Here is a 25,013-nt window from a genome sequence, read left to right as displayed (position 1 = left end):
GGCGAAGCCTTACCGGGCCAGCCGAAAAGGATAAAAGAAATGTCTATCGGTCGCATCGTGCATTACGCACTGCCGTATTCCAACGTGGTCGCCACCGGCACCGCAACCAATCAAATCACGCCGGGCCAGACCATCGAATGTGTGCGTCTGAAATTGGGCGGCGGTGCATTCACCATCGCCATGATTACCCGCATCAAATTCAAGATCAACGGCAAGACGATCATTGATTTGACCGGCCCGCAACTGCTGAAAATCAACGCCTATCGCGGCGCGAACAGCACAGACGCGAAGTTCCTTGATATCCCGTTCACGGATTATTTCCTGAATAACGAATATGACCGCATGGTTGGTGCGTTGGATACGTCGCAAGGCGCTGCCATGTTGACCACGGAAGTAACCATCGCAGGCGCAACGGCACCAGAGCTTAAAGCGATCCTGATGGAATCGGCCACGCAGAAACAGCGCGGCGGCGAATGGGCACGGTTCGCGCCATTCATGTCGAAATACCTGCCGTATCCGTTCAACGTATCGACGGGCGGCAAGCTGCCGATCCAATTGCCAGTCGGCCAGACGGGTTCGACCATTAAGCGTATCCACGTTTTCCACAGCGGCAATATGACCGGCGCGACTGTCAAGCAAAACAGCCTGATCGTGCATGAGTCGGTGAAGGACGAAAACGAATTCGAGCAAAAGAGCAAAGGTCGCGTTCCACAGACGAATATGTACACGCTCGACTTCGTAGTCGATGGCGATGTCACAAAATCGTTCAACACCTCCGACGCAAAAACCGTCGAATTGCTGCTCGACTTCAGTGCTGCTGATAGCGGCGAAGTCATCGTGGAATACCTCGATCCGCTGGCAAACCTGTAATTAGGTTTCGGTGCCCGGCTTAGGTCGGGCTGATCAATGGAAAGGGGTATCTCATGGACTGGCAAAACTGGTTAGGGCAGGTCGGCACAAAGCTGGTTGACGGCGGAATCTCTTACGCCAACAACAATCAGCAAATCAAGGCCAATAACGCCGCGAACCTTATGCAACTGCAAGCCATGCAGATGCAGCAATACAACAACTGGGGCGAACCGTATATCCAAGGTCAGCCGGTACAGGGCAACGTTCTCGGCATCCCGCCGATCCTGCTTATCGGTGCAATCGTGGTCGCGGTCGTGATGGTGAAAAATTGAGCGGTGATGCAGCGTTAGCCGCAACGGCGGCGGTGAATCCATACGCGGCGGTGATTGGTGCTGCCTTGAATGCAGCGCAAGCGCCACCGGCAGGGCCGTCGAATGCGTCAAGCCTTGGCACCATCGGCGGCAATCTGTTCGACACATCCGGCTTCAATGTGACGTTCGGTGACAACGCGGGAATTTCGACAGAACGCACGCAAACGGAAACCGGGCAATTCGACAAATATCTGCCTTATCTGATCGTAGGGGCCGTGTTCCTCGTCGCTTGGCGGTACGTCAAAAAATGAGAATCGAGAAAGCCGACTGGAATCCGGTAACCGAGGCATTCATTGCCAGTGCGTTATCGACGGCCAGCATCGAGGATATAAAACTGCAGGCGCAAAACGGCGCGGTGTTGTTTGCGGTGATCGATGACAGCGAAAACACGGTAGCGGCGTTTGTGTTGCGCGTGGACACGTTGGCGAACTTCAGTCAGGGCGTGGTGGTGGCAGCGGGCGGGCGTGCAGATATCGATCTGACAAAGCACGTGTTACCAGCAATCGAACGCATGTTCATCGACTGCAAATCGGTGCGTATCCATACGGCGCGAGTCGGCCTCATAAAGAAGTTGGCAGGGCAGGGATATCGAGGCGGTGAAATTGTGCTTGAAAAGGAATTAAATCATGGGACGCAGTAGCAGCAGTTCGCAGGCGAACCAAACGACGCAAACGTCCAGCTATGACAACCGCATCGTCACCGAAAGCGGCATCGTTGCGGCGGGTGGCTCTTCCATCGTCGCCAATATCGAGTCAATGGACGGCGACATCGTCAAGGCGGCGCTGAACTTTGCAACCGATGCCAGCGACGACAACAGCGCCAATCTAGGCAAGCTGATCGAGTTCGGCACAAAGCTGTTCACGACAGGCGCGGACATGCTGCAAACAGGTCAGCAAACCGCACTCGCCGCGATGGCGTCGGCTGAAAACGATAAGCGCGGTGCGATCGATCAAAAAACCGTTGTGGTACTCGGCATCGCTGCCGCTGCTGCGCTGGTGATGACCAAAGGAAAATTCTGATGATTATTCTCGACACCATCCAAGCGGGCGGATTTTTGGAGTATTCGGAACAGGCGGATTTTTTCCGCGTTCTGGAAGCCGGTGCGCCGTTGACGGTGATTTTTTACGCGGCTGGCCGTGAAATCGCACGTGCTGAAAAAATCGGCGCTGGCTACTCCGAAAAGTTCTCTGTCGCCTTTGACAAAGTACGGCTGCTTAGCCAGGTCAACAACCCGGTAAATATCGCGATGCGATACGGGAACACGATCACATATGACCAACCGCCGAACGGCGCGGTGAATGGATCGTTTGTACAGGCGTTAAAAACGGTGGGGACCGTCAGCGGTGTTTTGCTGAATGCAAACACGTCGCGCCGATATCTGCTCATTCAAAACAATGCGGTATCAGGTGACATCTTCGTTCGGCTCGATGGAGCCGCGGCGACGATTGCAAACGGCGTCAAGATCGAGGCAGGCGGTAGTTATGAGCTGCAGGGCTTCGTGACAACCGGCGCGGTGGTAGCCATCGGCGATATTGCCAATACAAAAATCCTGACAGTCGAGGGTTAAGGATGGCGATTACTAAGGGCGGCAAAGCACGTAAGGCAGGCGATATTTTCGACCATGCCGGAACAGTCCCGCCAGCCGGTGCAATCGCGTTGCCCATCGCGCAAACGAATGTCTCGCGTGAGGCATATGCAAAGCTATTTTTAGCAATCGGAACTCGGTGGGGCGCGGGTGACGGTGTGACCACATTCGGTCTGCCTTGGCTTAAACCGGATCACACCCTTGTGCAAGCAAATGGCAACGTTGGTGAGAGTACGGCGGGTCAAGTCATTCAACACAATCATACGGTGCCAATGAGCGTGATAAGCGTCATCCGATATCCGGGCGGTGGTGGTGATACGTATCCGACATACAGCAACACAAACACATCGAATACGGGCGGCGATGCGAATTTGGCGGCGGGCGTTCGTGTCCTTAAATGCATTCAATACGCATAAGAACATGGAAAAAATTGTTTATCTCTTTGACGAAGCAACCGGTGAATTTATCTGTTCGTACAGTGCGCCGAAGTCGCCAATGGAAGAGGGCAAGTACCTGATCCCGACGCATTCGACAGAAGTTGAACCGCCTCCACATATCGATGGATCAGGTCGATTTTTCATTGACGGTGCGTGGGAATACAAGACCCTGCCGAAAGAGGAAACACAGGCGGAGCAATTAACCGAAGCGCAAAAGCGGCGCATGGAAATCATGGCGGAGCTTTGGCGCATCGACGGTGAAAGCGCAAGGCCTGCACGTGCAATCGCGTTAGCAATGGCGATAGGCGAAGAGCCAAACGCAAGCGATATCGATTTGCTTGTGTTGCTGGAAGCACAGGCGGCGACGTTGCGTGAAGAGTTAGGGGCGTTGGGTGAATAGCGCCGTCAAAGTGGCCGCTGCCACGTTCGTTGTTGGTGCCGCGTTCTACTGGATGCGTACCCGACAGGCGGCAGGCGATGGCGGCGTGGTGGACACGGTGCAGGGCATTTACGTCGATGTCACAGAAACAGCGGCGGGTGCAATCGATCAGATTACAGGTGGAACAATGAAGTTATCAGCAATGGCAAACGTGACGACAGCAGACGTACAGAACAGCAATGTTCAAGCGTTCTTGCGCGTCATTCGTCGCGGTGAGGGAACCAGCAGCGAAAACGGCTACCGCATGCATTTTGGCGGTTCGCTGTTTTCCAGCTTCGCAGACCATCCGCGCAAGGTCATCAAAAAAAGCGGCTATTCGTCGTCGGCGGCGGGTGCATATCAATTTCTCACTGGCACGTGGGATGAGACGGCACGCATCATGCGCCTGCCCGACTTCTCGCCAGCATCGCAGGATATTGGTGCCGTTGGCCGTATCGCGGCGCGTGGTGCGCTGGATGACGTGAAAGCGGGGCGCTTTACCGTCGCACTAAGCAAGGTTGCGCGTGAATGGGCAAGCATGCCGGGTTCCCCATACGGTCAACCAGTAATCACGATGGCAACGGCGGCGTATGTATATGCGCAGGCTGGCGGCGTCAGCGTTGGATAAGGGCGCATATGAAAACCGATGATTTGATGGTGTTGGGTCTGGTAGGTGCTGCGGCATTTATGATCGCCAAGGCGTCGGGATTCTCGCTGACTGGCGCGGCAAGCGTCAGCGGCAACACCGGTGCGCGTTCGTTCGCGCAATCGATCTGGAACCCGATTAACCCGCTGGCTGGCACGTCTTACGATCCGGCCAATCCGGGCGCGTATATCCCGAATAGCCAGCTTATCAACGGCACGATTCACGATGTCCTGACCGGCAACAATTCCAGCTATCAGACGCCGACAATCTCGGCCATCACAGATAGCGTGCTGACCGGTGGCGCAAACCAGAACCGGCCAGTAATGGCAAATCCGAATGCATGGTGGTATCGCCCATGAAAATCCCGACCGTCTATCTGATCGCAGGCGGCATGCTGGCCGTCGCGGTTGGCTATGCCGTTATCAAGTCGAAAGGATCGGGCATGCAAAGCATCGCCGGTGATCTTGGGTACTCGGTTGGCACGGCGGCATTCAATGCGGTTGATGGTGTGTTTGCCGGTGTGGTGTTGAACACTGGCGATGCGCTCGGCATTCCGCGTACGAATATGACCGAATGCGAGCGGGCAAAGGCCGAGGGGCGCACGTGGGATGCGTCGTTTGCATGCCCTGCAAAAGAATTTCTCTCTTACGTATTTTCCTGACCATGAAACTTAAAAACATCATTCCGGCGCCAGAAGCCGTGCTGCGTGAGGGAATCATTGTTCTCGGCGGCTTGGTGATTGCATCCATCGTGATTAGCCGTATCCCATGGCTGCAAAACTTCATCGCTGGCAACAGCATCACGATTAAAGATCAATCTGGCAACACGCTTTATTAACTCAAGGGGAAACCATGAATCAAATTTTGGAATATGCGATTGGTCGCGCAAGGCATCCATCGGCGTGGGCTGGTCTGGCCGCGCTCGGTGTGCTGGTCGGTGTGTCGCCTGAAAAGGTGAATTTGTTGGTGCAAGTGGGGACGTATGTAGCGGGTGTCGCTGCCGTGTTCTTACCTAGTCCGAACACGCCGAAATGACCTTTGTTGAGGTCTTGTTGCTGATGCAGGGTACTGGCGTTGCCGGTATCGGCGTTGGCGTTCTTAAGTGGGCTATGGGCGTCGAGAAACGCCTGACCCGAATCGAAACTGTATTGAAAATAAAGGAATTCTGATGGCTACCAAAAAGCGCACCACCAAACGTAAATCCACTCGCAAAACGTCGAGCAAGAAACCAGCACGCAGCAAGCGTACCGGTCGATTCATCAAAAAATAGTCACACGATGGCAGCGAGTGCAAGCCGTGCATGGTAAGACGGTGCTGGCCGATAGACGATAGTGTCGAAGTGGCCGGATAGTTTTGCCGCACGGATTTTGCCGGGAACATCGTAGTTGCGGACATAGGAACGATAAGAACGCTCTGGTGTGAGCCAGCGCGGGGCGACGGCCTGAACCCACATGAAGATGTCATCTTCAGTGACGGGAATTTCCCCGAATAGATCGAAACACATTATGATGTTGCACAGAAAAAAGCCCGACATTGTGTGTCGGGCGGTGGTTTGGTCTGCATCCCATGAATAGGGTATTTTTTGTGAACAATGGTTGCAGGCTTGTTTCTTAGCAGCTTCCGGCATTTGACATAATGTAAATTATGCGAAATTATATATGGATCGATGGACCGCAGGCGGCTATAATCGCTCCCACTCAAATAGGTACACAATACCGCTTCACGTTTTCAAAGGAATGGATATGACTGAACATGAATGGCGCGCTATCTGGGTAGACACCCTGGTCAAGGCCGGATCGGATTGGGAAAGCGCGGTTGACGCGCTGGATCTGGTTTATGGCGACGAGCCAATCGACACCACGCTGGATCCGATTCAGGCTGCACGCGATCTGATCGACGAAAGCAAATAATGCCGTCGCATATGGTCTGGATTATCTCCTTGCTCTTGCTGGGAGCGCTCGTGCTCGCAATCTGGGTGATCCGCGAAGTGATCGCGAGTGACAAACGGAAAGCCAAGGAAAATGCGGAGGCAATTATCGATTCGGTACAGAACAATATACGCAAGCCGGATAGAAAACGTGATCGCAAGGCCGCCAATCATTAAAACCTGATTCTTCTTTTAACTTTAAGATAGATGGATAATTGTTTGATTTAAAAGAAGAATGAGACATAAAAAGCCGTCCTTCATGCCTCGAAGGACGGCTTTTTTATTGGCGAGTCACATCTGTTTTTCGATGCGCACGATTGTGTAGATACCGTCGATGCGTTCCGCAAGGAAATGGATGCGACTCCCCTGCTCCAATCCCTCGAGCATGCCACTATCTTTGACTGCAAATACCATGGTCATGCCGGGCATGTTCAAGTTCAGTAATGGCCCGTGCCTGACGGTCAGTTTCAGATTGTCGGTATCAATTTTGCGGATCTCTCCTTCACTCAGACTGACGGCTGCTGCGCCACCTTGTACTCCGTGGGCAGCATGGCCGGCGTGGTCGTCATACTGTGCGTATGCCAACGGTGCCGCAATCAATGCGGCCGAGAACAATACTTTCGATATTTTCATTGCGAACTTTCTCAATGGGTTAATCAACAAGGCGGGCGACGGTACCGCGAGGATGCGCAAACCAGCCCGGATCCTTGAAGTCGCCAGGTTTCTGGTCCCGGCGCACCTTCACGAGGGTGAACATGCCGCCCATTTCGATCGGGCCAAAAGGACCGTGCCCGCTCATCATGGGTAATGTGTTCTCAGGGATGGGCATGGACATGTCACCCATATCGCCCATGCCGCGCTCGCCCATGACCATGTAATCCGGAATGATGCGGATGATCTTGTCCGCGATCTTGCGATGATCGACGCCAATCATGGTCGGCACATCGTGTCCCATCGCGTTCATGGTGTGATGGCCCTTGTGGCAATGGAATGCCCAATCGCCTAAATCGGTAGCATCAAATTCGATGGCACGCATCTGGCCAACCGCGATATCGGTCGTGACTTCCGGCCAGCGTGCCGTCTTTGGCACCCAGCCACCATCGGTTCCCGTTACTTCAAATTCATGACCGTGGATATGGATCGGATGATTGGTCATGCTGAGATTGCCGACGCGAATGCGCACACGATCACCCTGCCTACACGCCAGGGAATCAATGCCCGGAAAAACGCGGCTGTTCCATGTCCACAAATTGAAGTCGGTCATGGTATTGACCTTGGGCGTACTGCTACCGGGCTCGATGTCGTAGGCGTTGAGCAGGAAGACAAAGTCACGATCCACGCGATGCTGTTCGATATCCTTCGGATGCGTGATCCATGAACCCATCATGCCCATCGCCATTTGCGTGACTTCATCGGCATGCGGGTGGTACATGAAGGTACCCGGGCGTCTGGCTTCAAATTCATAGACGAAAGTTTTGCCCACCGGGATTTGCGGTTGTGTCACACCGGCTACGCCGTCCATACCGTTTGGCAAGCGCTGACCATGCCAGTGAATCGAGGTTGGCTCGGGCAACTTGTTGGTGACAAAGATGCGGACCTTGTCGCCCTCCACCACTTCAATTGTCGGACCGGGACTCGATCCGTTATAGCCCCAAAGCGTCGCTTTCATACCCGGTGCCAGCTCGCGGAGCACTGGCTCGGCGATCAGGTGAAATTCCTTCCAGCCGTTTTTCATGCGCCATGGCGCACTCCAGCCGTTGAGTGTCACAACCGGGTTGAATGGCCTGCCGTTATCGGGTGCCCTGGGTGGGATCGTATTGGGATGCTGAATGATCTGTGCCTCGGGAATGGCAGCAGCGCCAGCCTTGCTGACGAGTCCGGCGCCAAGCAATGTACCGGCACCAGCGAGAAAATGCCTGCGGGAAAGCATAGTGTGTCCTTGTTGGTGATCTTAGTGATTGCGTTGCGCGGGTGGCGACGCGGTTGCATCGCTGGCGATTGCATCATTGCTGGCAATCGTGCCGCCGTTGACGGCGGCCTGCAGGTCCGTTTCTGCAATCCAGAAATCGCGCTGCGCCTTGATCGCGGTATTGACGGCATCGATCTGTAGGCGTGCGTCACTTAGCAAATCAAATACGCTGGCAAGCATGCCGTTGTAGCGCAGCAGGACTTCTTCTGACACTTTCTTGCGTAACGGCACAACTTCGTCACGGTAATGGCGCGACACATCGTAGGCAGTGCGATAGGCTGAGTATGCCTCACGCACTTCAGACCGCGCACGGATGGCAATATCGGCCGTGTGATGCAGTGACTGCATATAGATGGCTTCTGCCCTGTGCGTTCTGGCCGTTCCCCAGTCGAAAACCGGCAGTTCCAGGCTGATCTCGTAGCCGTTATTGCGGGGTTCGCCAGTTTTGCTCTTGTTGCGATAACCGGCTTCCAGCACGTTGACGAAACGCGTGGCGCGCGTGAGGCCCAGAGAGCGAGCGGTTGATTCCGATGCACGTCTGGCGATCTGGATATCGAGTCGTTGCGTCATCGCCTGCTGCTCCATCTGACCACTGCCATGTGGCTGTGCCGGCAAATCGGGAAGACGATCGGGCAACTGCAACGTCGTATCAGCTTGCCACAATCCGAGCAGGCGAATCAGGCGTTCACGCGCAACCGCTTCCTCATGTCTGCTGCGCGCCAGCGCCGTGCTGGCATCCGCATAAAACAATTGTTCGCGGGCCGAGTCGATGCGATTCCAGTTACCAACCTTTTGCATGCGTTGCGCCAGCTCGGCTCCCGCTTCTGCCGCCAACTGCGCACGCGCCATGAAATCGGCATTCTGGCGCGCTGCAATGGCACTGAAATAAGCACGACGCGTTTCCGTCGCCAGCGCGATTGCCGTAGATGCTGCCTGTAGCTGCGCCTGATCGAACCGTCCTTGCTCGATACGGGTACGGATGGGCATGGTTAGCAGACCGGCCAGATCAAACATGATGCTGCGCTCGATTTCGACGACACCGCTACTGTTGTGCATGCGTCCAAACGAAACGCCAGGATTGCGCAGGCGCCCTGCCTGCACCAGATCCGCTTCGGCAATCCCCAGTTCAGTCAGTGATGCCTGCAAACCGCGATTGTTGAGTAAGGCGATACGCACAGCATTGTCGGCATTTAACGGTTCGGCCAGCAATGCACGCACGAGTTGATCGGTTCTATCCTGCTCGCTCATGTCGTTTGTGCCCTGCACGGGCTGACCGGTACGTGCTTGAGTCAGGTCGGCAACCTTTTGCATGCCGCCATCGGTAGAAAACGTGGCACAACCAGATAACAGCAGCACCGTCATGCCGGCAATAAGGAATGAGAAGCGACGTCGATCAATGCGCATGATGATGCTCCTCATGCCCATCGTGGGATGGCGCCGCAGGCAAGGTTTCAGGCGCGGATTGTTGAGGCGTGTGGCCGTGGGCCGGCATTGCCGCCTCGGCATGGCCAGCGTGACCGCCCAGCACACCGACCAGATCGTTGGCGGCGCGCCAGTTGCTCAATGAAGGCGCGGTGCCATCCTGATGAGGAAAATAGGCATCAAATGCAGAACGATATTGTGCAGACATTCCAGCCTGCGTCGCATCGGCCGGATCGGTGCGAGGGTTCGTTTCGGCCCGTGCGACGATCGTTGCTGCCAGCAAAGCCGGCAGCATCAAATAAAGAGTTTTCATGATGTTCTCGTAAAGGCATGACACGTACCCAAGTACGCGAGCAAAGACCGCATCCGTTGCGGTCGGCCAGGAGCTTAATGCAATGCTTAGACGAGAAGGTGCCGGGGCGGACGCTTGATGCCGTCCGGGATGTAACCGAGGAAGAAGGAGGATGGTGTGGCGACGGCAGCCGAAGCATGCTCGACCGGTTTGGCCAGGTCAGGCATGGCCGGCAGCAGTGCCATGCCAATATAGCAGGCAGCGCATACGCTGCACGTTGCATTGCCATGGGTGCCTGTTTTGTCCGCAGGCGCATGCTTGATCGTGGCAGCATCGGCGACGTCATGTGTTGCATGCATCTGGTGGTGATCGTGCGTTTGTTCAAACGCAGCTGTCGTATCGTGATGCATCATTTGCATGCCGGGCTGATGCATGGCTGGTGCACAAGCCGTTTGCGTCGCCGCAGCCCAACCCTGCACAGGCAAAGCCAGTACAAGCAGGTACAGCACGACGATACGCACAATTCGATTCATGCGGGCAAGTCTAGCATGGAGAAATCAACGACGCATAGCACGATGGCGTCATTGCGCTGTCGCGTTTGTAATTGTTCATTTCAGGTAAGAGCGCAACACGCCCACAACCTGTTCCAGATCGGCTTGCCGCGTATCGGCTGATACGTGCTCTGCCCCGAGATGTTCACGAATATGACTCTCCAGCACCTGATTCATCAACCCGTTTGCAGCGCCCCGGATGGCTGCGATTTGCTGAAGTATGTCGCCACACTCGGCACCCGACTCCAATGCTTTCTCGACAGCCTGCACTTGCCCCTTCATGCGGCGCACCCGTGCCAGCAGTTTTTTATCCCCCATTGTGTGAGCCATCCACTCTCCTTTGTGTATTGATCTATACTAGGGGGGAGTATATTCCATTCAACCGTGTCGAACATGAATCAACCCCACTTGCCCTCCAAGCAGAGCCACAGCCATCTGTTCAACCAAGGTAATCCGGTCGCGGAACGCAAGACAGCATTGGCGCTCGGGCTGACTGTCATCATGATGGTCGCGGAGATTACGGGCGGCTATCTGTTTAATTCCATGGCGCTGCTGGCTGATGGCTGGCACATGAGTTCCCATTCGCTCGCACTGGGATTGTCGGTCTGTGCCTATGTGCTGGCCAGAAAACTGGCGCAAGATCGCCGGTTCACTTTCGGCACCTGGAAAATCGAAATTCTCGCGGCATACACCAGTGCAATCCTTTTGCTGGCGGTTGCAGGACTGATGGTGTATCAATCTGTTGATCGGTTGATGCATCCGGTCACCGTTTCCTACGATCAGGCGATCGCCATCGCCATCATCGGCTTGCTGGTCAATCTGGCATGTGCAGTTTTGCTGAAAGACGATCACGCCCACCACCATCAACACCATCACGGACACGAGCATCATGCTCATGGGCACCACGATCTGAATTTGCGTTCGGCTTACCTGCATGTCGTTGCTGACGCCGCGACATCGGTACTGGCAATCATTGCACTGTTTGGCGGCAAATTATGGGGTGCCGACTGGATGGATCCGGTGATGGGGATTGTTGGTGCGGTGCTGGTAGCCGTATGGGCATTCGGCTTACTGCGCGATAGCGGACGCGTTTTGCTCGACGCGGAGATGGATGCGCCGGTTGTGCAGGAAGTACGTGATGTCATCGCCGGCAGCCCTGTACCGGCGACGATCAATGATCTGCACGTCTGGCGTGTGGGCAAGGAAAAGTACGCCTGTATTCTGAGTCTGGCTGTGACAGAGGATGTCACACCTGACTACTTTCGCCAGCAGCTGGCGATCCATGCGGAACTGGTTCACATCACAGTGGAAATCTGCCGCGATTGATCTCCCGGAACAATCGCGGAGCAATTATTCGACTGCCAGGTGTTGAGGCTCCTCGAGAAAAAAATCGATAGCCATCGCGACGATGGGTGGGTGAATGATGTGCAGTCCATTGAATTCCACGTACTGCACGTCGTAACCAGCTGCTTTCAGTTTGGTGGCATGGGCGCGACCACTGGTTTCAATTGGCAATTGCTCGTCAATCAGGCCGTGCGCGATGAACACCTTGGGTGAGCCTTCTTGCATAAAGACGGACATGAATCCGCCAGAAAACACAATCACATGGCTGGCAATATCGCCATTCGTGATGCCTGCCGACAGTGCGTAGCTTCCCCCATCCGAGAAGCCGGCAAAGCCGAGATGCGCCGGATCGATGTCGTAATGTGATGATACTTCCGTCAATGCCTGCCCCAGACGCTCCAGATCGGGACCGTTTCCGCCAATGACGATATCCCAGGTTGGATAGATGGATTGCGGCAGCAAAAGCAAAAAGCCGCGACGATCCGCATGCTCCTGCAGGAACGGCAGCACCTTCTCCGCACTACCGCCGGAGCCGTGAAACATCACGAGCAACGGAACCGGACCGTCTTTCTTCAGGTTCTCCGGTACATACAAAATCGCATCGCGCTCTTCCGCAATGCCCAAAAAGTTGCGCCCTACGGCCAGCGGTGCCTTGGTCGGTGCAGTCAGGTTGAAAGACAAACGGCCTAACAGGGAAGGATCAAACATTGCGGTCTCTCTTGTGATTTGGACGAGAACAATAACGGCAAGAGGCATTCATCGTCAATTCATCCGAGGAATGGAGGCACTTCTCAAGTGCGAGAGCAGCCATCAACAAGCCAGAAAAGCTGGCCGTCACACCCCATAATTAATTTGAATGAATATTCAGAATTTTCTTTCGGCGGGCGGTGTCCATTGGTACAGCCAGGTCTCCGTCAGAGCCTGACCATCTGCACTCAGGAACAACCGCAAATCGATTTGCTCTCTCACATGATCGGGAATGCGTAGATCGAAGATGGCGCGATAGCCCTTGATTTCATGCAGCGGCCGCGCCGAGGGAATCTCGATCTCGCCGTGGCTGCAGGAAATGATCGGCTCAACCTTGGTGTCTTTGCCCAGCAATCCCAGGTCGCCGCCGGCAAAGTCGATAACGAAGCGCCAGGAAAAATAGCTGCGTGGTTTGCCGACAATGCCGCCGATGCCGGTCCGTGTGGCGACCACCATGGCCCGGCTGGGCTGGATCGGCATCTTTTGCCCCCAGTACAGCTTGTAACCGAAAAGCAGTTCCTGCCCTGCTTGCGGCTTCGTTTCAGGATTCCAGAAGGCGACGATGTTGTCGAAGGTTTCATCGATCGTGGGAATTTCCACCAACTGGACCGAGCCCTTGCCCCAACCTGCCTTGGGCTCGACCCACAAACTGGGGCGACGCTCGTAGAACACGCCATCATCCTGGTAATGATTGAAGTCGCGATCGCGCTGCATCAGACCGAAACCGCATGGATTCGCGTCACCGAAGGCATTGAAGCGCAAATGCCCGGGATTGGTCAGTGGCCGCCAGATCCATTCGCCATTACCGGTCAACATGGCCAGACCATCTGAATCGTGGATTTCAGGGCGCCAGTCATTGTTGATACGACGATCGTTTTCCCCCGTCAAGAACATGCTGGTCAACGGCGCAATGCCAAGTCGCTCGATCGATTTGCGCGGATAAAGAGCCACATCCACATCCATCACCGTGGTCGCGGCGGGGGTAATCAAGAACCGATATGCGCCAGTCGTGCTGGGAGAGTCAAGGAGTGCATAGACAATCAGCGTACTGGACTGCTTTGGCGGCTGCTCAAGCCAGAAAGAACTGAATCGCGGAAATTCCTCCGGACGCGGCATGCCTGTGTCGATTGCCAGTCCCCGCGCAGACAAGCCGTATTGCCAGTCACCGCCCACTGCGCGGAAATAGCTCGCTCCAAGAAAGGCAACAATATCGCGTACAAGATCGGTATGAAAGTTGATGCGAAATCCTGCGAAACCGAGATCCTTGGGCAAATCCTTGCCACGCAATCCGCTTTTGCCATAGTTGAACATCTCGGGGTCGTAGGCGAGCACGCGAGCTTGTCCATCCTGTACTTCATGAATCGTGACAGACTGCGTGGCGTACATGCCGAGATGGAAGAATTTTGCCTGAAACCGTAATTGGTCAGCGCCCCACAAGGCGTGATCGTCGCGATACCCAATCGACTGATATTGATCCCAGTCGAGCTGCTTGACTCTGGCAGGCACTTTATCGACAGACGCCGCAAACGGTTTTGAGGACAACGCGCGAGCGTGTCCTTTGAGCCATGCATAATCAAACTTTTCTGCTTTACCCAGCGTGGCGAGATTGGCAACCGGTTTGTTTGCGGCATAAGAGGCGGAAGATGAAAGCCCTGCCAGTGTCAGTGCAGCGGTTTTGAGAAGGTCGCGACGTTGCATTCGATTCCTTTGCCTGTTTCCTTTATCATGCGTGTTTGCATCGCACGATTTGGCAAGATTGCAACGCGTTCGTTCCCTCCTGTCCATATTTTGCCTCGGCGCAAATTCTAGAATTTACTTTAACTATTTATTTCTTATTTAAATTCAACTGTTTGCACGGCAAAAGAAATCTATTGTATGAAGCAATGATCACCCGTGCGGATTTTGTTTGAACGATCCGGGCATCACAAAGCCAAACCAGAACAAGACCGATTAATCCTTATCAAGAAAGGCATCACATGAGCGACACCCCAATCGAGCAACCGGAAACCCTGAGCAAGAACGAAGTGTTTTCTTTCTGCCGTCATCTTGGCCGCAGCCTCAAAAATGCCGATGCCAGCGATACGCTGCTTGCCTCCAAACTGACGCGCGAAGCCGAGTATCTGGAAAAAAATGGTTTTACGAGCGCATCTGAAATGTTTATCGTCGTGGCACAAACCTTGGCACCGACCCCACCAAATAGCTGATCGCTATAAATTAGTCTAAGCAAGACTGATTAAAAAATCAGCATGCAAAGCAGCGCATTCTTGTGCTGCTTTTTTATTGCCTGTATCGATGGTTTTTTCCTCCCAACATCGTTTCATGCAAGGTGGATAACGGACGTGATCATCTCTACAACACAACCGTTTCCAAAGATTTATCACGTATGGAAATAGTGTCTGAATTACGCACTTAACTGCGAATTTGCTCGTGCTGCACCAAAAAAACGCTTTATTATTCTTGCTCGAAGTCAATTTTCTCGGGAAGAACAAGATGAAGTCTTTTTTCCTTGCAGTTCTCATGCTTGCCGCTTCATCTGCCTGGTCTTCTCCTCTCGGTTCGCGCCACGCGATCGTGCTCGATGAGCAGACGGGCGAAATCATTTTCGAGAAGAATGCATCGGACATCGTACCGATCGCATCGATTACCAAACTGATGACGGCCATGATCGTGCTCGATGCACGACTCGATATGTATGAGCCGATCATGATCACGGATGCAGACGTCGATACGCTCAAGAATAGTTCGTCACGCATTCCGGTCGGCGCCGTATTGAGCCGCCACACCCTGCTGGAGCTGGCTTTGATGTCGTCGGATAACCGCGCTGCCCATGCGTTGGCACGCACCTATCCTGGCGGGTTGTCACAATTCCGTGTTGCCGTACGCAACAAGGCATATGAATTGAATCTGCGTCGCACCAATATCGAGGAACCGACCGGACTCTCGCCTTACAACACATCGACCGCGAGCGATCTGGCGAAGATGGCAATTGCAGCGGGTCACTATCCTGAAATCGAACGTATCACGACCGCGGCTGGCGATCTGGTCGATGTGGACGGTCGATTGCAGCAATACCACAACACCAACCGCCTGGTCAGTGATCGCAACTGGACCATCATGCTGTCCAAAACCGGTTTTACGCGTGAAGCTGGCCGTTGCATCGTCATGCGCGTGCGCGAGGCTGGCCGCGATGTCATCATGGTGTTATTGAATGCGAAGGAAACGGCCATTCGGACCGCCGACGCCAATGTTTTGCAGCGTATGCTGATGGACAGAGAGCGTATGCAGATACTCGCAGATTTCAAGATGCGGTAAAAGAACTCGGCAGCTCAGGGAACGAGGAAGCGGAACGCCCACCATCTGGTGGGCGTTTTTTTATGGATTGCGGCGAAATTCCAGTGGTTTGGTTGCGGTCTGATTTTCCGATTTGGCATGCGCTTCCGGACCCGTTTCGCAACTACCGCACGTGTTGCATCCACTACCGCAGCCGCCACCGCTGCCTTGCGCTGGCATCAGCCATTGACCGATTTGACGCAGCCCTTTGCTACGCCCTTCTCGATCCAGCCATTGCGCCAGGGATTGCTGACAGCCACGCGACCATTTGGGCATCATGCGTTTCACCACTGAAACCAGGGCGGCGAAAACGATGATGCCAATTACCGCCTGTTGTACATGTTCATTCATTGGATCCTCAGCTCAGAGCCAGTGTGATGTGGTAAGTCAGGAAAGCCGCGCCATATGCCAGTGCAAACAGGTATGCAGCGGAAATGGCAACCGGTCTCCACGAATTCGTTTCACGCTTGATCACCGCCCACGTAGACAAGCATTGTGGCGCAAAGATGAACCAGGCCAGCAACGAAAACGCCGTTGCGAGCGACCATTCATTGGCAATCAGGCTACCCAACTGCTCAGCCACTGCATCTTCAGACCCGGACATGGCATAGACCGTTCCCAATGCAGCCACGGCAACTTCACGCGCAGCCATGCCGGGTACCAGCGCAATACAGATTTGCCAATTGAAGCCGATCGGCGCAAAGACCACCTCCAGCGCATGACCGATCCGGCCGGCAAAGCTGTAGTCAATCGGTGGCAGCGTTGCGCCTTCCGGTGGCCCGGGAAAGGTCGTCAGGAACCACAGAATGATGGTCAGCGACATGATGATGGTCGTCACACGGCGCAGGAAGATCAAGGCACGTTCCCACAAGCCGGTCAGAATATTGCGTGGCTTCGGCACGCGATACGAAGGCAATTCCATCAGCAAGGCGTGATCGCTCTTGTCCTTGCGGATGCGCTTAAGCACCCAGGCAACGATCAATGCGCTGGCAATGCCGGCAAAATACAGAACAAACAGCACGATGCCTTGCAGATTGAAGATGGTCCATACAGCCTGATCCGGCACAAAAGCGGCGATCAGCAAGGTATAGACCGGCAAACGCGCCGAGCAGGTCATCAGCGGCGCAACCATGATCGTTGTCATCCGGTCGCGCGGATCCTGAATGCTGCGGGTCGCCATGATGCCGGGGATGGCGCACGCAAAGCTTGACAGCAGCGGAATGAAAGCGCGACCGGTCAGGCCCGCCTTGAACATCAGGCGATCAAGCAGGAACGCTGCACGCGGGAGATAACCGGATTCTTCCAGCACCAGAATGAAGAAGAACAGAATCAGAATCTGCGGCAGGAACACCAGTACCCCGCCCAGACCTGCAAAGAGGCCGTCCAGAATCAGGCTTTGCAGCAGCCCTTCCGGAATAAAGGAGGCAACCCACTCGCCTGCCGCGCCGACGCCATCTTCGATGCCACCCATGAACGGTTCTGCCCAGGCAAACACTGCCTGAAAAATCAGGAACATGATGGCGGTCAGAATAATGAGACCAAACACCGGGTGGAGCGTCCAGCGATCAATCATGTCATCTGCCGCTGCAGTGGAGCGCGGCATAGTCACAGCGGCGGCAAGAATACGACGCACCTGTGCATGCAGATCGCTTTCCACTTCGTCCGGATTGACCGGCTGTGGAGACTCTAAGCTGTCAAGATGCTCAACCAGTGCATCGGCGCCACCGCTGCGAATCGCAACCGTCTCAATCACTTCCATACCAAGCTGCCGCTGCAGTTCGTCATGATCGATCTTGATGCCACGGCTGCGCGCCGCATCCATCATGTTCAGGGCCAGGACCATCGGACGGCCCAACCGTTTCACTTCCAGTACAAAGCGTAGATGCAAACGCAGATTGGTCGCATCGGCCACGCAGACAATCATTTCCGGCAGCGCTTCGCCCGGAATCTTGCCGAGGCAGATATCACGCGTGACCATTTCGTCGGGACTGGTTGCATCCAGACTGTAAGCACCGGGCAAATCAAGAACGCGGAAGGTACGACCGGATGGCGCACTGAAACGACCTTCCTTGCGTTCCACAGTCGCGCCGGCGTAGTTGGCAACTTTCTGACGGCTGCCCGTCAGTTGATTGAACAATGCAGTCTTGCCGCAATTCGGATTGCCGACGAGGGCGATACGGGAAATGGCCATTGGAAATAGTCAGGAAGCGAGATGAATACTGACGCGTTGCGCTTCAGTGCGACGCAAGGCAAAACGTGTGTAGCCGATTTGAACAAGAACAGGATCGGCGCCAAACGGACCGCGAGCAACGATGCTCACCGGCTCTCCCTCGACAAAACCGAGTTCACGAAGGCGTTTTGCGATGGGATCGTTGCTATCGAGACCGCTGACCGCATCGACGATGGCCGGCGTAAAGGGAGAAAGTTCGGAAAGATTCACAATGTTTAAATACAAATAAAAACTATTTACATCGCCATTGTAAGCGCATTTGCTGTTCGTTGCTCTCTGCACATAGGCAACCAGCAGATAAAACGTATGTGCGCCGCATTGTGAAAGCACCAACTTTGCGCTATGGTGCGGGCTCGCGCCCAACCGATCGACTATGAATCCCGACGACCTACATGCCCTGCTGACGACGCCGATGCCGTATGGCAAATACAAAGGCCGCATGCTGTCTGAATTGCCAGGCCATTATCTCGTCTGGTTTGCGCGCGAAGGATTTCCGGGCGGGAAACTGGGAACGCAACTCGCCTTGATGTATGAACTCGATCACAACGCCCTGCGCCATCTTCTCGATCCCTTGCGCGATCCTGCGCGTTGATCGAAGTCGGATTTCACGGAAGCCCGCGTTCGACCATATCTATCAGGCGCTGTCCGACCATCTCGGCTTGCGCATCGCTCATCACCCGTAACGGTCCGTCGATCAACAGCATCGCAAGCCCATGCACCGATGACCACGCAAGAAATTCGGCTGCCGGGCGTTTGTCCGCCGGCAGCACACCGGCTTCCAGCATTTCATCCAGTGCCAGCCCCAGCAACTGAAAAGGCGTCTTGCCACTATTGCCTGCCATCTCCGGAATGCCGGCACGTTCCAGATCCTCATGAACCGAGAATGCGGTTCTGAACAAGCCGGGTTGTTGTCGAGCAAAGCGCAGATAGCCGGTGCCGACTGCGCGCAAGTGATCCCGCGCCATTGCCGCCTTGTCACGGCGCTTCTTGCAGGCATTCCACTCCCGCTCAATGGCCAGTGCCAGTTCAGCCTGTGCAGCAGCGCACACGGCAAGCAGCAAGGCATCACGATCGGCAAAATGTCGATAGGCTGCATTTGGCACCACACCGACCTGGCGTGTGGCCTCGCGCAAGACAACAGCGGTTGGGCCGCCTTCGCGCGCAAGCTTCACGCCTGCTTCCAGCAAGGCACGCCGCAGATTGCCATGTCGAAAGGTTTCCCGCTTGTTGGGCTCTTTGGGCTTATTGACTGCAGACATATTCGTTTTTCATTTGATTTATTGTGTACACCGTACACAATATGTTTTATATTAAGTGAACACTGTACACAATAATTCTTTGCCAAGGAGTAAATCTTATGGAGAGAACTGTAGAGGAAACAGAAGTCGATGCCCTGATCGATCAATGGGCCGCAGCACTCAGAACCTGCGATGTCCCCAGAATCATGGCTTTTTATTCGGAACCACTGACCGTCTATGACGCAATCGGACCGTTGCGCTTCAAAAGTATCCAGGCATACAGCGAACATTGGGACTACTGCATGCAGTACTGCGTACCACCCATGACGTTCGATCTATCTGAACGATCCGTGACGGCAGAGGGCAAGACGGCCTTTGCAAGCTTTCTGATTCATTCCGGCGCGCAGGATAAGGAAGGAAATCACCACACGATGTGGATGCGCGGCACCGGCTGCTATCGCAAAATCGGCGGCGTCTGGAAGATCGTGCATGAGCATTTTTCGACGCCATTTAATCCTGAAACTGGCAGCGCTATTTTTGACGCGCGCCCCTGATCCGCCCAAACCATGTCCGCTCCTCTTCCCTGCTTGCATGACGTCGCCATGACGCACAAAAACTATCAGGAATGGACTGCGCGGCTGGACGCACTATGGTCGGCTGTCGATTGCGAGCGTCATCGGATGGAAATGCAAACCTTGTTGCAACTGATCGAGCACTACGAACAGACCCCTAACAACACAGACAGGAGAACACCATGAGCAATCCAGCCGTAAAGCCGATCCCCGAAAACATGCACAGCATCACACCGCATCTGGTTTGTGCCGGTGCCAGCGATGCCATCGCCTTTTACGCCAAGGCATTCGGCGCGGTCGAACTGGCGCGACTGCCGGGGCCGGATGGCCGACTCATGCACGCAATGGTCGGCATTGGTGACTCCAAGATCATGTTGGCCGATGCATATCCCGAGTTTGGCTCGCGTGGACCGAAGGCGTTGGGGGGCACGCCGGTCACGATCCATCTGTACGTCGAGGATGCTGACCAGACATTTGCGCAAGCAGTGGCTGCGGGCGCAACGAGCAAAATGCCACTGGAAGACATGTTCTGGGGTGATCGCTATGGCATCGTGGTTGATCCGTTCGGACACGAATGGTCAATTGCCACGCATAAGCGGGATCTGACGCCGGAAGAAATCAGCAAAGGTGCCGAGGCGATGTTTGCTGCTGGTGCCAAAGGCTGTGCCGCCAGCTAACAGACAGCAAGATCAACGTGCTTTGCGAAAAGTCAGATTGATGCGCACGGAACCAGTCAGGGGATGACTGTTCGCTTTCAATGGCAGAACAGCGTGATAGGCAAGGCGTGAACGGCCACCCCAGACGACGACATCGCCATGCGTCAAAGGAACACGTATTTTGGGATCGGTGCGCTGATTACCACCAAACTGGAAGATGGCCGGGATGCCAAGTGACACCGAAACAATCGGTTGATTGGTATCGGCCTCATCCCGATCCTGATGCAGAGACAAGCGTGTTCCGACCTCATAACGATTGATCAGGCAGGCATCCGGGACAAAATCATCAAAGCCGGCCAAGGCTGCGGCTTCTTTCGCGAGATTCAGAAATACCGGCGGCATGGCTGGCCAGGGCTTGCCCGTCGTCGGATCGATGGCATCGTAGCGATAACCGCGACGATCGCTGACCCACCCCAGCGGCCCGCAGTTGGTCATTGCGACCGACATCGTAAAACCGCCGGGCGTCACCAGATGTCGAAATGGCGCTTCTCTGATCACATCGTCGACAGCGCGCAGCAGGACATGCTGCTCCGCCAGCGCGTAGCCACGCAGAATCAGCGCGTCTTCGGCAAGCACTTCCTGCCACACACGCTCGATACCTTCATCCGTTTCAAACAGATCGTTACTCATGCATTCACTGTTTTTCGTCTATTTTTTTCTGTCACACCATTGCGCTTCGAGCGCAAGCAATGCCTGCTTGCGCTCCAGCCCCCAGCGGTAGCCAGCCAGATCGCCACCGATGCGCACGACACGATGACAAGGAATCGCCACTGCCAGCGGGTTGGCTGCACAGGCACCGGCGACGGCACGGACAGCCTTTGGTGAGCCGATGCGTTCCGCTATCTGCGTATAGGTTGCGGTTTCGCCGGGCGGGATCTCATTCAAGGTCTGCCAGACGCGCTGCTGGAACAGCGTCCCTTGCAAATCGAGTGGTAGCTGCAAGCCGGCACCGGGTTCTTCAATCAGGCCGACTACCTGTGCTACCAGAGTCTCGAAACGTTCGTCACCCCCGATGAATTCCGCTTTCGGGAAACGCGCCTGGACGTCTTCCAGCAAGGCGGCCGGATCGTCACCAAGCAGGATGGCACAGATGCCACGCTCACTTTGTGCAACCAAGATGCTACCCATTCTGGATTCGCCGAGCGCAAAACGAATACGCATTGCCGTCCCGCCTTCCTTGTACTTTTTCGCCGTCATCCCGAGTGTCTGGTCTGCTTTGGTGTAGAAACGGCTGTTTGCGTTGAAACCGGCATCGTAAATCGCATTCGTGACGCTTTTCTGAGAAGGCAGTGTGGCACGCAAACGCTGCGCACGCGATGCTTCGGCATATGCATGGGGCGTCACGCCGGTGATCCTGCGAAACAGTCGATGAAAGTGAAATTTGCTCATCCCTGCTTGCTTGGCCAGCGTATCCAGCGTGAGGATGGTTTTGCTTGCATCGATCATGCGGCATGCCTGTGCGACGCGGGCCGCATGCTGCTGTGCCAATGCCACCTGATCTGGCTTGCAACGTTTGCAGGGACGAAATCCTGCTTGCTCTGCCTCTGCGGGCGTCGCGTGGAAATGGACATTCTCCGCCCGGGCCAGTCGTGACGGGCACGACGGACGACAGTACACGCCGGTTGTCGCGACCGAATAGACAAAGCAACCATCCGACGACGCGTCACGCTCGACCACGCTTTGCCAGCGCGGGTCGCTACTTGCATCGCAGGAAGCTTGCTTGTAACGCATGGGGATGTTCTTTTGCAATGTCATGCAAACAGTGTAGCAAGCTCACTTCCCTGCTGCACTCCGCGCCTTGCTTTTGAATCCACAAAATAAAAATGCCCGCACAAGCGGGCATTTTTCAGAGCGAGACAACTTACTTGTTGACCATGGCACGCGGTTGCAGCAGTGCCAGAATGGCGCCGACAACCAGTGCACCAGCCACAAAGTACATGCCGGTATTGGTTGTGCCGGTGACGTCCTTCAGCCAGCCGACGATGAACGGGCTGACGAAGCCAGCCAGATTACCAACCGAGTTGATCAGACCGATGCCGGCAGCAACTGCTGCACCACTCAGGATCGCGGCCGGGTAGGTCCAGAACACCGGCATCGTCGACAGCATGCCAGCGGTACCGACGGACAGTGCGCACAGTGCGAGCACAACGTTGTCACCCCAGACCGTGCTCAGGAACAGACCAATACCGCCCAGCGCGCTGGCGATGGCGAAGTGCCAGCGACGTTCGCCGGTACGATCGGCACTGCGTGCAACCAGCAGGGTCACAACGATGGCGATCGAGTAAGGGATTGCGGTCAACAGACCGACGTCCAGCGCATCTTTGACACCGGTGGCTTTCACCAGAGTTGGCAGATAGAAGCTGATGCCGTACAGACCCATCATGCAGCAGAAGTAGATCGCAGCCATCAACCAGACTTTCGGATTGCTGAATGCATCCTTGACCGAGTGCGACTTCTGAACGCCACTGGCAGCATCTGCTTTGATGTTGGCTTCCAGGATGGCCTTTTCATTGTCCGACAGCCATTTTGCGTTTGTGATCTTGTTAGGCAGGAAGGCCAGGCACAGAACACCCAGCAGCAGCGATGGAATCGCTTCTAGCAGGAACATCCATTGCCAGCCGTGCCAGCCATTCACGCCAGCGAAGTGGTTCATGATCCAGCCGGACAGCGGGCCACCCAATACGCCTGCAACCGGGATACCAATCATGAACAGTGCGTTCATGCGGCTACGACGTGCCGTCGGGAACCAGTAGGTCAGGTACAGAACGATGCCAGGGAAGAAGCCTGCTTCGGCCACGCCCAGCAGGAAACGAATGATGTAGAACGCGGTTGGCGTGGTGACAAACATCGTTGCAGCCGACAGAATCGACCAGGTGATCATGATACGAGCGATCCAGACGCGCGCACCGACGCGATGCATGATGACGTTACTTGGCACTTCGAACAGGAAGTAACCAATGAAGAAGATACCCGCGCCCAGACCGAAGACGGTTTCGCTGAATTGCAGGTCGTTCAACATCGACAGTTTTGCGAAACCGACGTTGACGCGATCAAGATAGGCTGCGGCGTAGCAGAGGAAGAGGAAAGGCAACAGACGCAAGGTTACCTTGGCGTAGATGCTGTCTTCCAGTTTTTGACGATCGCTTGTAGCGACGTCCGGAAAAGTTGCGCTCATAATGTTTTCTAGATCCAGATGCGATAACTCCTTTGCATCGATCAACGGTGCGTGCGATGGGCAGGAGCAGATATTGATGATAGACGTTCAGATGAAAATGCAAGGTGCAAAAAATTCATCCTTAGTTGAAAAAAACTCGCGCAAACCCGCATGGATGCTAGCTTACAGCTTTCTTACAACTTCAATGCATCCTATCCCATTCCGGCTCGCCGTCAAATTTTTCAGCTAAAAAATCGAGCATCGTGCGCAAGGTCGGTGGCATATGTTTGCGTGATACGTATACGCCATAGAACGTCAATTGTTGAGGCTCGTAATCTGGCAACACGCGCTGCAATGTTCCGGCGCGCAGGTAAGGCGCTGCAAGAAAAGTGGGCAGTTGCGCAATACCGGAACCCGCAAGTGCTGCCTGCAACAAGGATGTTGCATCGTTTGCACTGATGTTGCCGCTCACCGCAACACCCGTCGTTCCGTTTTTTTTGTCTTCCAGATACCAGATACTTTTACCGTAGTGCGCATGCGTGAGGCAATTCAATGCGGACAGTTGTTCAGGCCGTTGCGGTATCCCCTTCTCTTTCAGATAAGACGGCGCGGCACAAATGACAGAACGACAGACACTCAGGCGGCGTGCGATGAGATTGGGGTCCAGCTCCTTGCTGATACGTACGGCAAGATCAATCCGCTCTTCCACCAAATTGACGGCATGATCGACCAGCAGCATATCGACTTGCACCGCCGGATAGCGCCTGACGTACTCCGCAATCGCCGCAGCAAGATGGGATTGTCCGAAAGAGGTACTGACCGTAATACGCAGAAGACCGCGTGGCTGGTCATCTGCTGTTGAGATGGCGGCTTTCATGTCATTGATCTGCTCCAGTACCTGCCGGCAATGCGGAAGCAATGCTTCGCCCGCAGCAGTGAGGCTTAAGCGCCGTGTCGTGCGATGCATCAGCCGCGCACCCATCCATTCCTCCAGTTCGGCCAGATAGCGTGATACAACCGGACGCGAGAGTGACAGTCGCTCGGCAGCCGCAATCTGACTACCTTCATCCACCACAGACACAAAGACCTGCATGGCCGTAAGACGATCCATATTATTCCAGATATAGAAACAAATAATCGCCAATACTACGCTTTTTAATGTTGGATAAAGAAACTATGCTGATCCTGTCTTGAACCCAACCTGAGGAGAAAAATC

Annotated in this window: 40 protein-coding genes; 23 read left to right on the top strand and 17 right to left on the bottom strand. The window is 54.9% G+C overall.

The annotated features are described in order from the left end of the window. Positions 1-39: 39 nt before the first annotated feature. The 14 genes from IEV29_RS03220 to IEV29_RS03155 are packed head-to-tail and all read left to right on the top strand — an operon-like array spanning position 40 to position 5,474. Positions 40-870: a major capsid protein P2 gene (locus IEV29_RS03220; protein ID WP_188379824.1), complete on the top strand. Its 831-nt coding sequence runs from the start codon at positions 40-42 to the stop codon at positions 868-870. Between the two features lie 53 nt (positions 871-923). After that, entirely contained in the window at positions 924-1,181 is a 258-nt protein-coding gene (locus IEV29_RS03215; protein WP_188379823.1) for a hypothetical protein, read from the top strand. Further along, the gene (locus IEV29_RS03210) at positions 1,178-1,471 is read left to right on the top strand and encodes a hypothetical protein (protein WP_188379822.1); all 294 of its coding nucleotides are present in this window, start codon (positions 1,178-1,180) and stop codon (positions 1,469-1,471) included. Before IEV29_RS03215 ends, IEV29_RS03210 begins: the two co-directional genes overlap by 4 nt. Continuing rightward, positions 1,450-1,860 carry a hypothetical protein gene (locus tag IEV29_RS03205; RefSeq protein WP_188379821.1) on the top strand — a complete coding sequence of 137 codons (411 nt, stop codon included), beginning with the start codon at positions 1,450-1,452 and terminating at the stop codon, positions 1,858-1,860. The genes IEV29_RS03210 and IEV29_RS03205 overlap by 22 nt, the downstream gene beginning before the upstream one ends. Then, a complete protein-coding gene (locus tag IEV29_RS03200; RefSeq protein WP_188379820.1) occupies positions 1,847-2,239 on the top strand; it encodes a hypothetical protein in 393 nt (130 codons plus the stop codon). Before IEV29_RS03205 ends, IEV29_RS03200 begins: the two co-directional genes overlap by 14 nt. Next, entirely contained in the window at positions 2,239-2,787 is a 549-nt protein-coding gene (locus IEV29_RS03195) for a hypothetical protein (protein WP_188379819.1), read from the top strand. The genes IEV29_RS03200 and IEV29_RS03195 overlap by 1 nt, the downstream gene beginning before the upstream one ends. A gap of 2 nt (positions 2,788-2,789) precedes the next feature. Beyond that, on the top strand, positions 2,790-3,221 hold the full coding sequence (locus tag IEV29_RS03190) for a phage tail protein (RefSeq protein WP_188379818.1): 432 nt from the start codon (positions 2,790-2,792) through the stop codon (positions 3,219-3,221). Between the two features lie 4 nt (positions 3,222-3,225). Continuing rightward, entirely contained in the window at positions 3,226-3,642 is a 417-nt protein-coding gene (locus IEV29_RS03185; RefSeq protein ID WP_188379817.1) for a hypothetical protein, read from the top strand. Next, positions 3,635-4,288: a glycoside hydrolase family 24 protein gene (locus tag IEV29_RS03180; protein ID WP_188379816.1), complete on the top strand. Its 654-nt coding sequence runs from the start codon at positions 3,635-3,637 to the stop codon at positions 4,286-4,288. Before IEV29_RS03185 ends, IEV29_RS03180 begins: the two co-directional genes overlap by 8 nt. 8 nt (positions 4,289-4,296) lie before the next feature. After that, entirely contained in the window at positions 4,297-4,665 is a 369-nt protein-coding gene (locus IEV29_RS03175; RefSeq protein WP_188379815.1) for a hypothetical protein, read from the top strand. After that, positions 4,662-4,967 (top strand): hypothetical protein, encoded by a 306-nt coding sequence (locus IEV29_RS03170; protein WP_188379814.1) that lies wholly within the window; start codon positions 4,662-4,664, stop codon positions 4,965-4,967. The genes IEV29_RS03175 and IEV29_RS03170 overlap by 4 nt, the downstream gene beginning before the upstream one ends. Before the next feature lie 2 nt (positions 4,968-4,969). Continuing rightward, on the top strand, positions 4,970-5,143 hold the full coding sequence (locus tag IEV29_RS03165) for a hypothetical protein (RefSeq protein WP_229726196.1): 174 nt from the start codon (positions 4,970-4,972) through the stop codon (positions 5,141-5,143). A 14-nt stretch (positions 5,144-5,157) separates the two neighbouring features. Then, complete coding sequence (locus IEV29_RS03160) at positions 5,158-5,340, top strand: hypothetical protein (protein WP_188379813.1); 183 nt, start codon at positions 5,158-5,160, stop codon at positions 5,338-5,340. Beyond that, positions 5,337-5,474 carry a hypothetical protein gene (locus IEV29_RS03155; protein ID WP_188379812.1) on the top strand — a complete coding sequence of 46 codons (138 nt, stop codon included), beginning with the start codon at positions 5,337-5,339 and terminating at the stop codon, positions 5,472-5,474. Before IEV29_RS03160 ends, IEV29_RS03155 begins: the two co-directional genes overlap by 4 nt. A gap of 101 nt (positions 5,475-5,575) precedes the next feature. Here IEV29_RS03155 and IEV29_RS03150 read toward each other — a convergent pair whose 3' ends face one another. Next, positions 5,576-5,758 carry a hypothetical protein gene (locus IEV29_RS03150; protein ID WP_188379811.1) on the bottom strand — a complete coding sequence of 61 codons (183 nt, stop codon included), beginning with the start codon at positions 5,756-5,758 and terminating at the stop codon, positions 5,576-5,578. Between the two features lie 289 nt (positions 5,759-6,047). Here IEV29_RS03150 and IEV29_RS03145 point away from each other — a divergent pair, with 289 nt between their 5' ends. Then, positions 6,048-6,215: a hypothetical protein gene (locus IEV29_RS03145; protein WP_188379810.1), complete on the top strand. Its 168-nt coding sequence runs from the start codon at positions 6,048-6,050 to the stop codon at positions 6,213-6,215. Beyond that, positions 6,215-6,409, top strand: a complete 195-nt coding sequence (locus tag IEV29_RS03140; protein ID WP_188379809.1) for a hypothetical protein — start codon at positions 6,215-6,217, stop codon at positions 6,407-6,409. Before IEV29_RS03145 ends, IEV29_RS03140 begins: the two co-directional genes overlap by 1 nt. 114 nt (positions 6,410-6,523) lie before the next feature. Here the strand turns inward: IEV29_RS03140 and IEV29_RS03135 are convergent, their stop codons facing one another. From IEV29_RS03135 to IEV29_RS03110, 6 genes are all read right to left on the bottom strand, one after another. Continuing rightward, the gene (locus IEV29_RS03135) at positions 6,524-6,865 is read right to left on the bottom strand and encodes a copper-binding protein (protein WP_188379808.1); all 342 of its coding nucleotides are present in this window, start codon (positions 6,863-6,865) and stop codon (positions 6,524-6,526) included. A 19-nt stretch (positions 6,866-6,884) separates the two neighbouring features. After that, entirely contained in the window at positions 6,885-8,162 is a 1,278-nt protein-coding gene (locus tag IEV29_RS03130) for a multicopper oxidase family protein (RefSeq protein WP_188379807.1), read from the bottom strand. A 21-nt stretch (positions 8,163-8,183) separates the two neighbouring features. Further along, positions 8,184-9,605 carry a TolC family protein gene (locus tag IEV29_RS03125; RefSeq protein ID WP_188379806.1) on the bottom strand — a complete coding sequence of 474 codons (1,422 nt, stop codon included), beginning with the start codon at positions 9,603-9,605 and terminating at the stop codon, positions 8,184-8,186. Beyond that, complete coding sequence (locus tag IEV29_RS03120; protein ID WP_188379805.1) at positions 9,595-9,936, bottom strand: hypothetical protein; 342 nt, start codon at positions 9,934-9,936, stop codon at positions 9,595-9,597. Before IEV29_RS03120 ends, IEV29_RS03125 begins: the two co-directional genes overlap by 11 nt. An 86-nt stretch (positions 9,937-10,022) precedes the next feature. After that, on the bottom strand, positions 10,023-10,448 hold the full coding sequence (locus tag IEV29_RS03115) for a hypothetical protein (RefSeq protein ID WP_188379804.1): 426 nt from the start codon (positions 10,446-10,448) through the stop codon (positions 10,023-10,025). A gap of 75 nt (positions 10,449-10,523) precedes the next feature. After that, positions 10,524-10,796, bottom strand: a complete 273-nt coding sequence (locus IEV29_RS03110) for a metal/formaldehyde-sensitive transcriptional repressor (protein WP_188379803.1) — start codon at positions 10,794-10,796, stop codon at positions 10,524-10,526. A gap of 63 nt (positions 10,797-10,859) precedes the next feature. Between IEV29_RS03110 and dmeF the strand changes: the two genes are divergently transcribed. Continuing rightward, complete coding sequence (gene dmeF, locus IEV29_RS03105; protein WP_188379802.1) at positions 10,860-11,792, top strand: CDF family Co(II)/Ni(II) efflux transporter DmeF; 933 nt, start codon at positions 10,860-10,862, stop codon at positions 11,790-11,792. Between the two features lie 24 nt (positions 11,793-11,816). On the opposite strand, the gene IEV29_RS03100 is transcribed toward dmeF, so the two are convergent. Then, the gene (locus tag IEV29_RS03100; protein WP_188379801.1) at positions 11,817-12,518 is read right to left on the bottom strand and encodes an alpha/beta hydrolase; all 702 of its coding nucleotides are present in this window, start codon (positions 12,516-12,518) and stop codon (positions 11,817-11,819) included. Between the two features lie 156 nt (positions 12,519-12,674). Further along, complete coding sequence (locus IEV29_RS03095) at positions 12,675-14,255, bottom strand: OpgD/OpgG family glucan biosynthesis protein (protein WP_188379800.1); 1,581 nt, start codon at positions 14,253-14,255, stop codon at positions 12,675-12,677. Positions 14,256-14,533: 278 nt separating this feature from the next. Between IEV29_RS03095 and IEV29_RS03090 the strand changes: the two genes are divergently transcribed. Further along, positions 14,534-14,761: a hypothetical protein gene (locus tag IEV29_RS03090; RefSeq protein WP_188379799.1), complete on the top strand. Its 228-nt coding sequence runs from the start codon at positions 14,534-14,536 to the stop codon at positions 14,759-14,761. Positions 14,762-15,047: 286 nt separating this feature from the next. Continuing rightward, positions 15,048-15,869 carry a D-alanyl-D-alanine carboxypeptidase family protein gene (locus IEV29_RS03085; RefSeq protein ID WP_188379798.1) on the top strand — a complete coding sequence of 274 codons (822 nt, stop codon included), beginning with the start codon at positions 15,048-15,050 and terminating at the stop codon, positions 15,867-15,869. A 60-nt stretch (positions 15,870-15,929) separates the two neighbouring features. On the opposite strand, the gene IEV29_RS03080 is transcribed toward IEV29_RS03085, so the two are convergent. The 3 genes from IEV29_RS03080 to IEV29_RS16100 are packed head-to-tail and all read right to left on the bottom strand — an operon-like array spanning position 15,930 to position 18,327. Beyond that, complete coding sequence (locus tag IEV29_RS03080; protein WP_188379797.1) at positions 15,930-16,238, bottom strand: DUF6587 family protein; 309 nt, start codon at positions 16,236-16,238, stop codon at positions 15,930-15,932. A 7-nt stretch (positions 16,239-16,245) separates the two neighbouring features. Further along, a complete protein-coding gene (feoB, locus tag IEV29_RS03075) occupies positions 16,246-18,078 on the bottom strand; it encodes a ferrous iron transporter B (RefSeq protein WP_188379796.1) in 1,833 nt (610 codons plus the stop codon). Between the two features lie 9 nt (positions 18,079-18,087). Further along, positions 18,088-18,327, bottom strand: a complete 240-nt coding sequence (locus IEV29_RS16100) for a FeoA family protein (RefSeq protein ID WP_229726194.1) — start codon at positions 18,325-18,327, stop codon at positions 18,088-18,090. A 163-nt stretch (positions 18,328-18,490) separates the two neighbouring features. Between IEV29_RS16100 and IEV29_RS03065 the strand changes: the two genes are divergently transcribed. Then, the gene (locus IEV29_RS03065; protein ID WP_188379794.1) at positions 18,491-18,709 is read left to right on the top strand and encodes a DUF3820 family protein; all 219 of its coding nucleotides are present in this window, start codon (positions 18,491-18,493) and stop codon (positions 18,707-18,709) included. A 13-nt stretch (positions 18,710-18,722) separates the two neighbouring features. Here the strand turns inward: IEV29_RS03065 and IEV29_RS03060 are convergent, their stop codons facing one another. Further along, positions 18,723-19,376 (bottom strand): TetR/AcrR family transcriptional regulator, encoded by a 654-nt coding sequence (locus tag IEV29_RS03060; protein WP_188379793.1) that lies wholly within the window; start codon positions 19,374-19,376, stop codon positions 18,723-18,725. 98 nt (positions 19,377-19,474) lie between these two features. Between IEV29_RS03060 and IEV29_RS03055 the strand changes: the two genes are divergently transcribed. Genes IEV29_RS03055 through IEV29_RS03045 form a run of 3 tightly spaced genes read left to right on the top strand, consistent with a single transcriptional unit; the run spans position 19,475 to position 20,604 of the window. Further along, positions 19,475-19,909 (top strand): YybH family protein, encoded by a 435-nt coding sequence (locus IEV29_RS03055; RefSeq protein WP_188379792.1) that lies wholly within the window; start codon positions 19,475-19,477, stop codon positions 19,907-19,909. Between the two features lie 12 nt (positions 19,910-19,921). After that, on the top strand, positions 19,922-20,113 hold the full coding sequence (locus IEV29_RS03050; RefSeq protein ID WP_188379791.1) for a hypothetical protein: 192 nt from the start codon (positions 19,922-19,924) through the stop codon (positions 20,111-20,113). Continuing rightward, positions 20,110-20,604 (top strand): VOC family protein, encoded by a 495-nt coding sequence (locus tag IEV29_RS03045; RefSeq protein WP_188379790.1) that lies wholly within the window; start codon positions 20,110-20,112, stop codon positions 20,602-20,604. Before IEV29_RS03050 ends, IEV29_RS03045 begins: the two co-directional genes overlap by 4 nt. A gap of 12 nt (positions 20,605-20,616) precedes the next feature. Here the strand turns inward: IEV29_RS03045 and alkB are convergent, their stop codons facing one another. From alkB to IEV29_RS03025, 4 genes are all read right to left on the bottom strand, one after another. Next, a complete protein-coding gene (gene alkB, locus IEV29_RS03040) occupies positions 20,617-21,273 on the bottom strand; it encodes a DNA oxidative demethylase AlkB (protein ID WP_188379789.1) in 657 nt (218 codons plus the stop codon). Positions 21,274-21,291: 18 nt separating this feature from the next. Further along, positions 21,292-22,374: a bifunctional DNA-binding transcriptional regulator/O6-methylguanine-DNA methyltransferase Ada gene (gene ada / locus IEV29_RS03035; RefSeq protein WP_188379788.1), complete on the bottom strand. Its 1,083-nt coding sequence runs from the start codon at positions 22,372-22,374 to the stop codon at positions 21,292-21,294. A 130-nt stretch (positions 22,375-22,504) separates the two neighbouring features. After that, a complete protein-coding gene (locus tag IEV29_RS03030; protein ID WP_188379787.1) occupies positions 22,505-23,818 on the bottom strand; it encodes an MFS transporter in 1,314 nt (437 codons plus the stop codon). 181 nt (positions 23,819-23,999) lie between these two features. Continuing rightward, the gene (locus IEV29_RS03025; RefSeq protein WP_188379786.1) at positions 24,000-24,908 is read right to left on the bottom strand and encodes a LysR family transcriptional regulator; all 909 of its coding nucleotides are present in this window, start codon (positions 24,906-24,908) and stop codon (positions 24,000-24,002) included. Positions 24,909-25,013 lie beyond the last annotated feature (105 nt).

Origin of the sequence: Oxalicibacterium faecigallinarum (assembly GCF_014635705.1) — a bacterium.
GTDB classification, from domain to species: Bacteria; Pseudomonadota; Gammaproteobacteria; order Burkholderiales; family Burkholderiaceae_D; genus Oxalicibacterium; species Oxalicibacterium faecigallinarum.
Note: the sequence above shows the minus strand (reverse complement) of the source record. Positions and strands in the feature narration are given on the sequence as shown.

What these genes read in the sequence shown, in the direction of transcription:
- dmeF (WP_188379802.1), top strand. Translation starts at nt 10,860, where the DNA reads ATGAATCAACCCCACTTGCCCTCCAAGCAGAGCCACAGCCATCTGTTC.
- IEV29_RS03160 (WP_188379813.1), top strand. Translation starts at nt 5,158, where the DNA reads ATGAATCAAATTTTGGAATATGCGATTGGTCGCGCAAGGCATCCATCG.
- feoB (WP_188379796.1), bottom strand. Translation starts at nt 18,078, where the DNA reads ATGGCCATTTCCCGTATCGCCCTCGTCGGCAATCCGAATTGCGGCAAG.
- IEV29_RS03145 (WP_188379810.1), top strand. Translation starts at nt 6,048, where the DNA reads ATGACTGAACATGAATGGCGCGCTATCTGGGTAGACACCCTGGTCAAG.
- IEV29_RS03095 (WP_188379800.1), bottom strand. Translation starts at nt 14,255, where the DNA reads ATGCAACGTCGCGACCTTCTCAAAACCGCTGCACTGACACTGGCAGGG.
- IEV29_RS03055 (WP_188379792.1), top strand. Translation starts at nt 19,475, where the DNA reads ATGGAGAGAACTGTAGAGGAAACAGAAGTCGATGCCCTGATCGATCAA.
- IEV29_RS03030 (WP_188379787.1), bottom strand. Translation starts at nt 23,818, where the DNA reads ATGAGCGCAACTTTTCCGGACGTCGCTACAAGCGATCGTCAAAAACTG.
- IEV29_RS03170 (WP_188379814.1), top strand. Translation starts at nt 4,662, where the DNA reads ATGAAAATCCCGACCGTCTATCTGATCGCAGGCGGCATGCTGGCCGTC.
- IEV29_RS03195 (WP_188379819.1), top strand. Translation starts at nt 2,239, where the DNA reads ATGATTATTCTCGACACCATCCAAGCGGGCGGATTTTTGGAGTATTCG.
- IEV29_RS03135 (WP_188379808.1), bottom strand. Translation starts at nt 6,865, where the DNA reads ATGAAAATATCGAAAGTATTGTTCTCGGCCGCATTGATTGCGGCACCG.
- IEV29_RS03155 (WP_188379812.1), top strand. Translation starts at nt 5,337, where the DNA reads ATGACCTTTGTTGAGGTCTTGTTGCTGATGCAGGGTACTGGCGTTGCC.
- IEV29_RS03060 (WP_188379793.1), bottom strand. Translation starts at nt 19,376, where the DNA reads ATGTCTGCAGTCAATAAGCCCAAAGAGCCCAACAAGCGGGAAACCTTT.
- IEV29_RS03215 (WP_188379823.1), top strand. Translation starts at nt 924, where the DNA reads ATGGACTGGCAAAACTGGTTAGGGCAGGTCGGCACAAAGCTGGTTGAC.
- IEV29_RS03120 (WP_188379805.1), bottom strand. Translation starts at nt 9,936, where the DNA reads ATGAAAACTCTTTATTTGATGCTGCCGGCTTTGCTGGCAGCAACGATC.
- IEV29_RS03045 (WP_188379790.1), top strand. Translation starts at nt 20,110, where the DNA reads ATGAGCAATCCAGCCGTAAAGCCGATCCCCGAAAACATGCACAGCATC.
- IEV29_RS03175 (WP_188379815.1), top strand. Translation starts at nt 4,297, where the DNA reads ATGAAAACCGATGATTTGATGGTGTTGGGTCTGGTAGGTGCTGCGGCA.
- ada (WP_188379788.1), bottom strand. Translation starts at nt 22,374, where the DNA reads ATGCGTTACAAGCAAGCTTCCTGCGATGCAAGTAGCGACCCGCGCTGG.
- IEV29_RS03090 (WP_188379799.1), top strand. Translation starts at nt 14,534, where the DNA reads ATGAGCGACACCCCAATCGAGCAACCGGAAACCCTGAGCAAGAACGAA.
- alkB (WP_188379789.1), bottom strand. Translation starts at nt 21,273, where the DNA reads ATGAGTAACGATCTGTTTGAAACGGATGAAGGTATCGAGCGTGTGTGG.
- IEV29_RS03200 (WP_188379820.1), top strand. Translation starts at nt 1,847, where the DNA reads ATGGGACGCAGTAGCAGCAGTTCGCAGGCGAACCAAACGACGCAAACG.
- IEV29_RS03190 (WP_188379818.1), top strand. Translation starts at nt 2,790, where the DNA reads ATGGCGATTACTAAGGGCGGCAAAGCACGTAAGGCAGGCGATATTTTC.
- IEV29_RS03100 (WP_188379801.1), bottom strand. Translation starts at nt 12,518, where the DNA reads ATGTTTGATCCTTCCCTGTTAGGCCGTTTGTCTTTCAACCTGACTGCA.
- IEV29_RS03150 (WP_188379811.1), bottom strand. Translation starts at nt 5,758, where the DNA reads ATGTGGGTTCAGGCCGTCGCCCCGCGCTGGCTCACACCAGAGCGTTCT.
- IEV29_RS03165 (WP_229726196.1), top strand. Translation starts at nt 4,970, where the DNA reads ATGAAACTTAAAAACATCATTCCGGCGCCAGAAGCCGTGCTGCGTGAG.
- IEV29_RS03130 (WP_188379807.1), bottom strand. Translation starts at nt 8,162, where the DNA reads ATGCTTTCCCGCAGGCATTTTCTCGCTGGTGCCGGTACATTGCTTGGC.
- IEV29_RS03085 (WP_188379798.1), top strand. Translation starts at nt 15,048, where the DNA reads ATGAAGTCTTTTTTCCTTGCAGTTCTCATGCTTGCCGCTTCATCTGCC.
- IEV29_RS03220 (WP_188379824.1), top strand. Translation starts at nt 40, where the DNA reads ATGTCTATCGGTCGCATCGTGCATTACGCACTGCCGTATTCCAACGTG.
- IEV29_RS03115 (WP_188379804.1), bottom strand. Translation starts at nt 10,448, where the DNA reads ATGAATCGAATTGTGCGTATCGTCGTGCTGTACCTGCTTGTACTGGCT.
- IEV29_RS03050 (WP_188379791.1), top strand. Translation starts at nt 19,922, where the DNA reads ATGTCCGCTCCTCTTCCCTGCTTGCATGACGTCGCCATGACGCACAAA.
- IEV29_RS03125 (WP_188379806.1), bottom strand. Translation starts at nt 9,605, where the DNA reads ATGCGCATTGATCGACGTCGCTTCTCATTCCTTATTGCCGGCATGACG.
- IEV29_RS03185 (WP_188379817.1), top strand. Translation starts at nt 3,226, where the DNA reads ATGGAAAAAATTGTTTATCTCTTTGACGAAGCAACCGGTGAATTTATC.
- IEV29_RS03065 (WP_188379794.1), top strand. Translation starts at nt 18,491, where the DNA reads ATGAATCCCGACGACCTACATGCCCTGCTGACGACGCCGATGCCGTAT.
- IEV29_RS03140 (WP_188379809.1), top strand. Translation starts at nt 6,215, where the DNA reads ATGCCGTCGCATATGGTCTGGATTATCTCCTTGCTCTTGCTGGGAGCG.
- IEV29_RS03110 (WP_188379803.1), bottom strand. Translation starts at nt 10,796, where the DNA reads ATGGCTCACACAATGGGGGATAAAAAACTGCTGGCACGGGTGCGCCGC.
- IEV29_RS03025 (WP_188379786.1), bottom strand. Translation starts at nt 24,908, where the DNA reads ATGGATCGTCTTACGGCCATGCAGGTCTTTGTGTCTGTGGTGGATGAA.
- IEV29_RS03080 (WP_188379797.1), bottom strand. Translation starts at nt 16,238, where the DNA reads ATGAATGAACATGTACAACAGGCGGTAATTGGCATCATCGTTTTCGCC.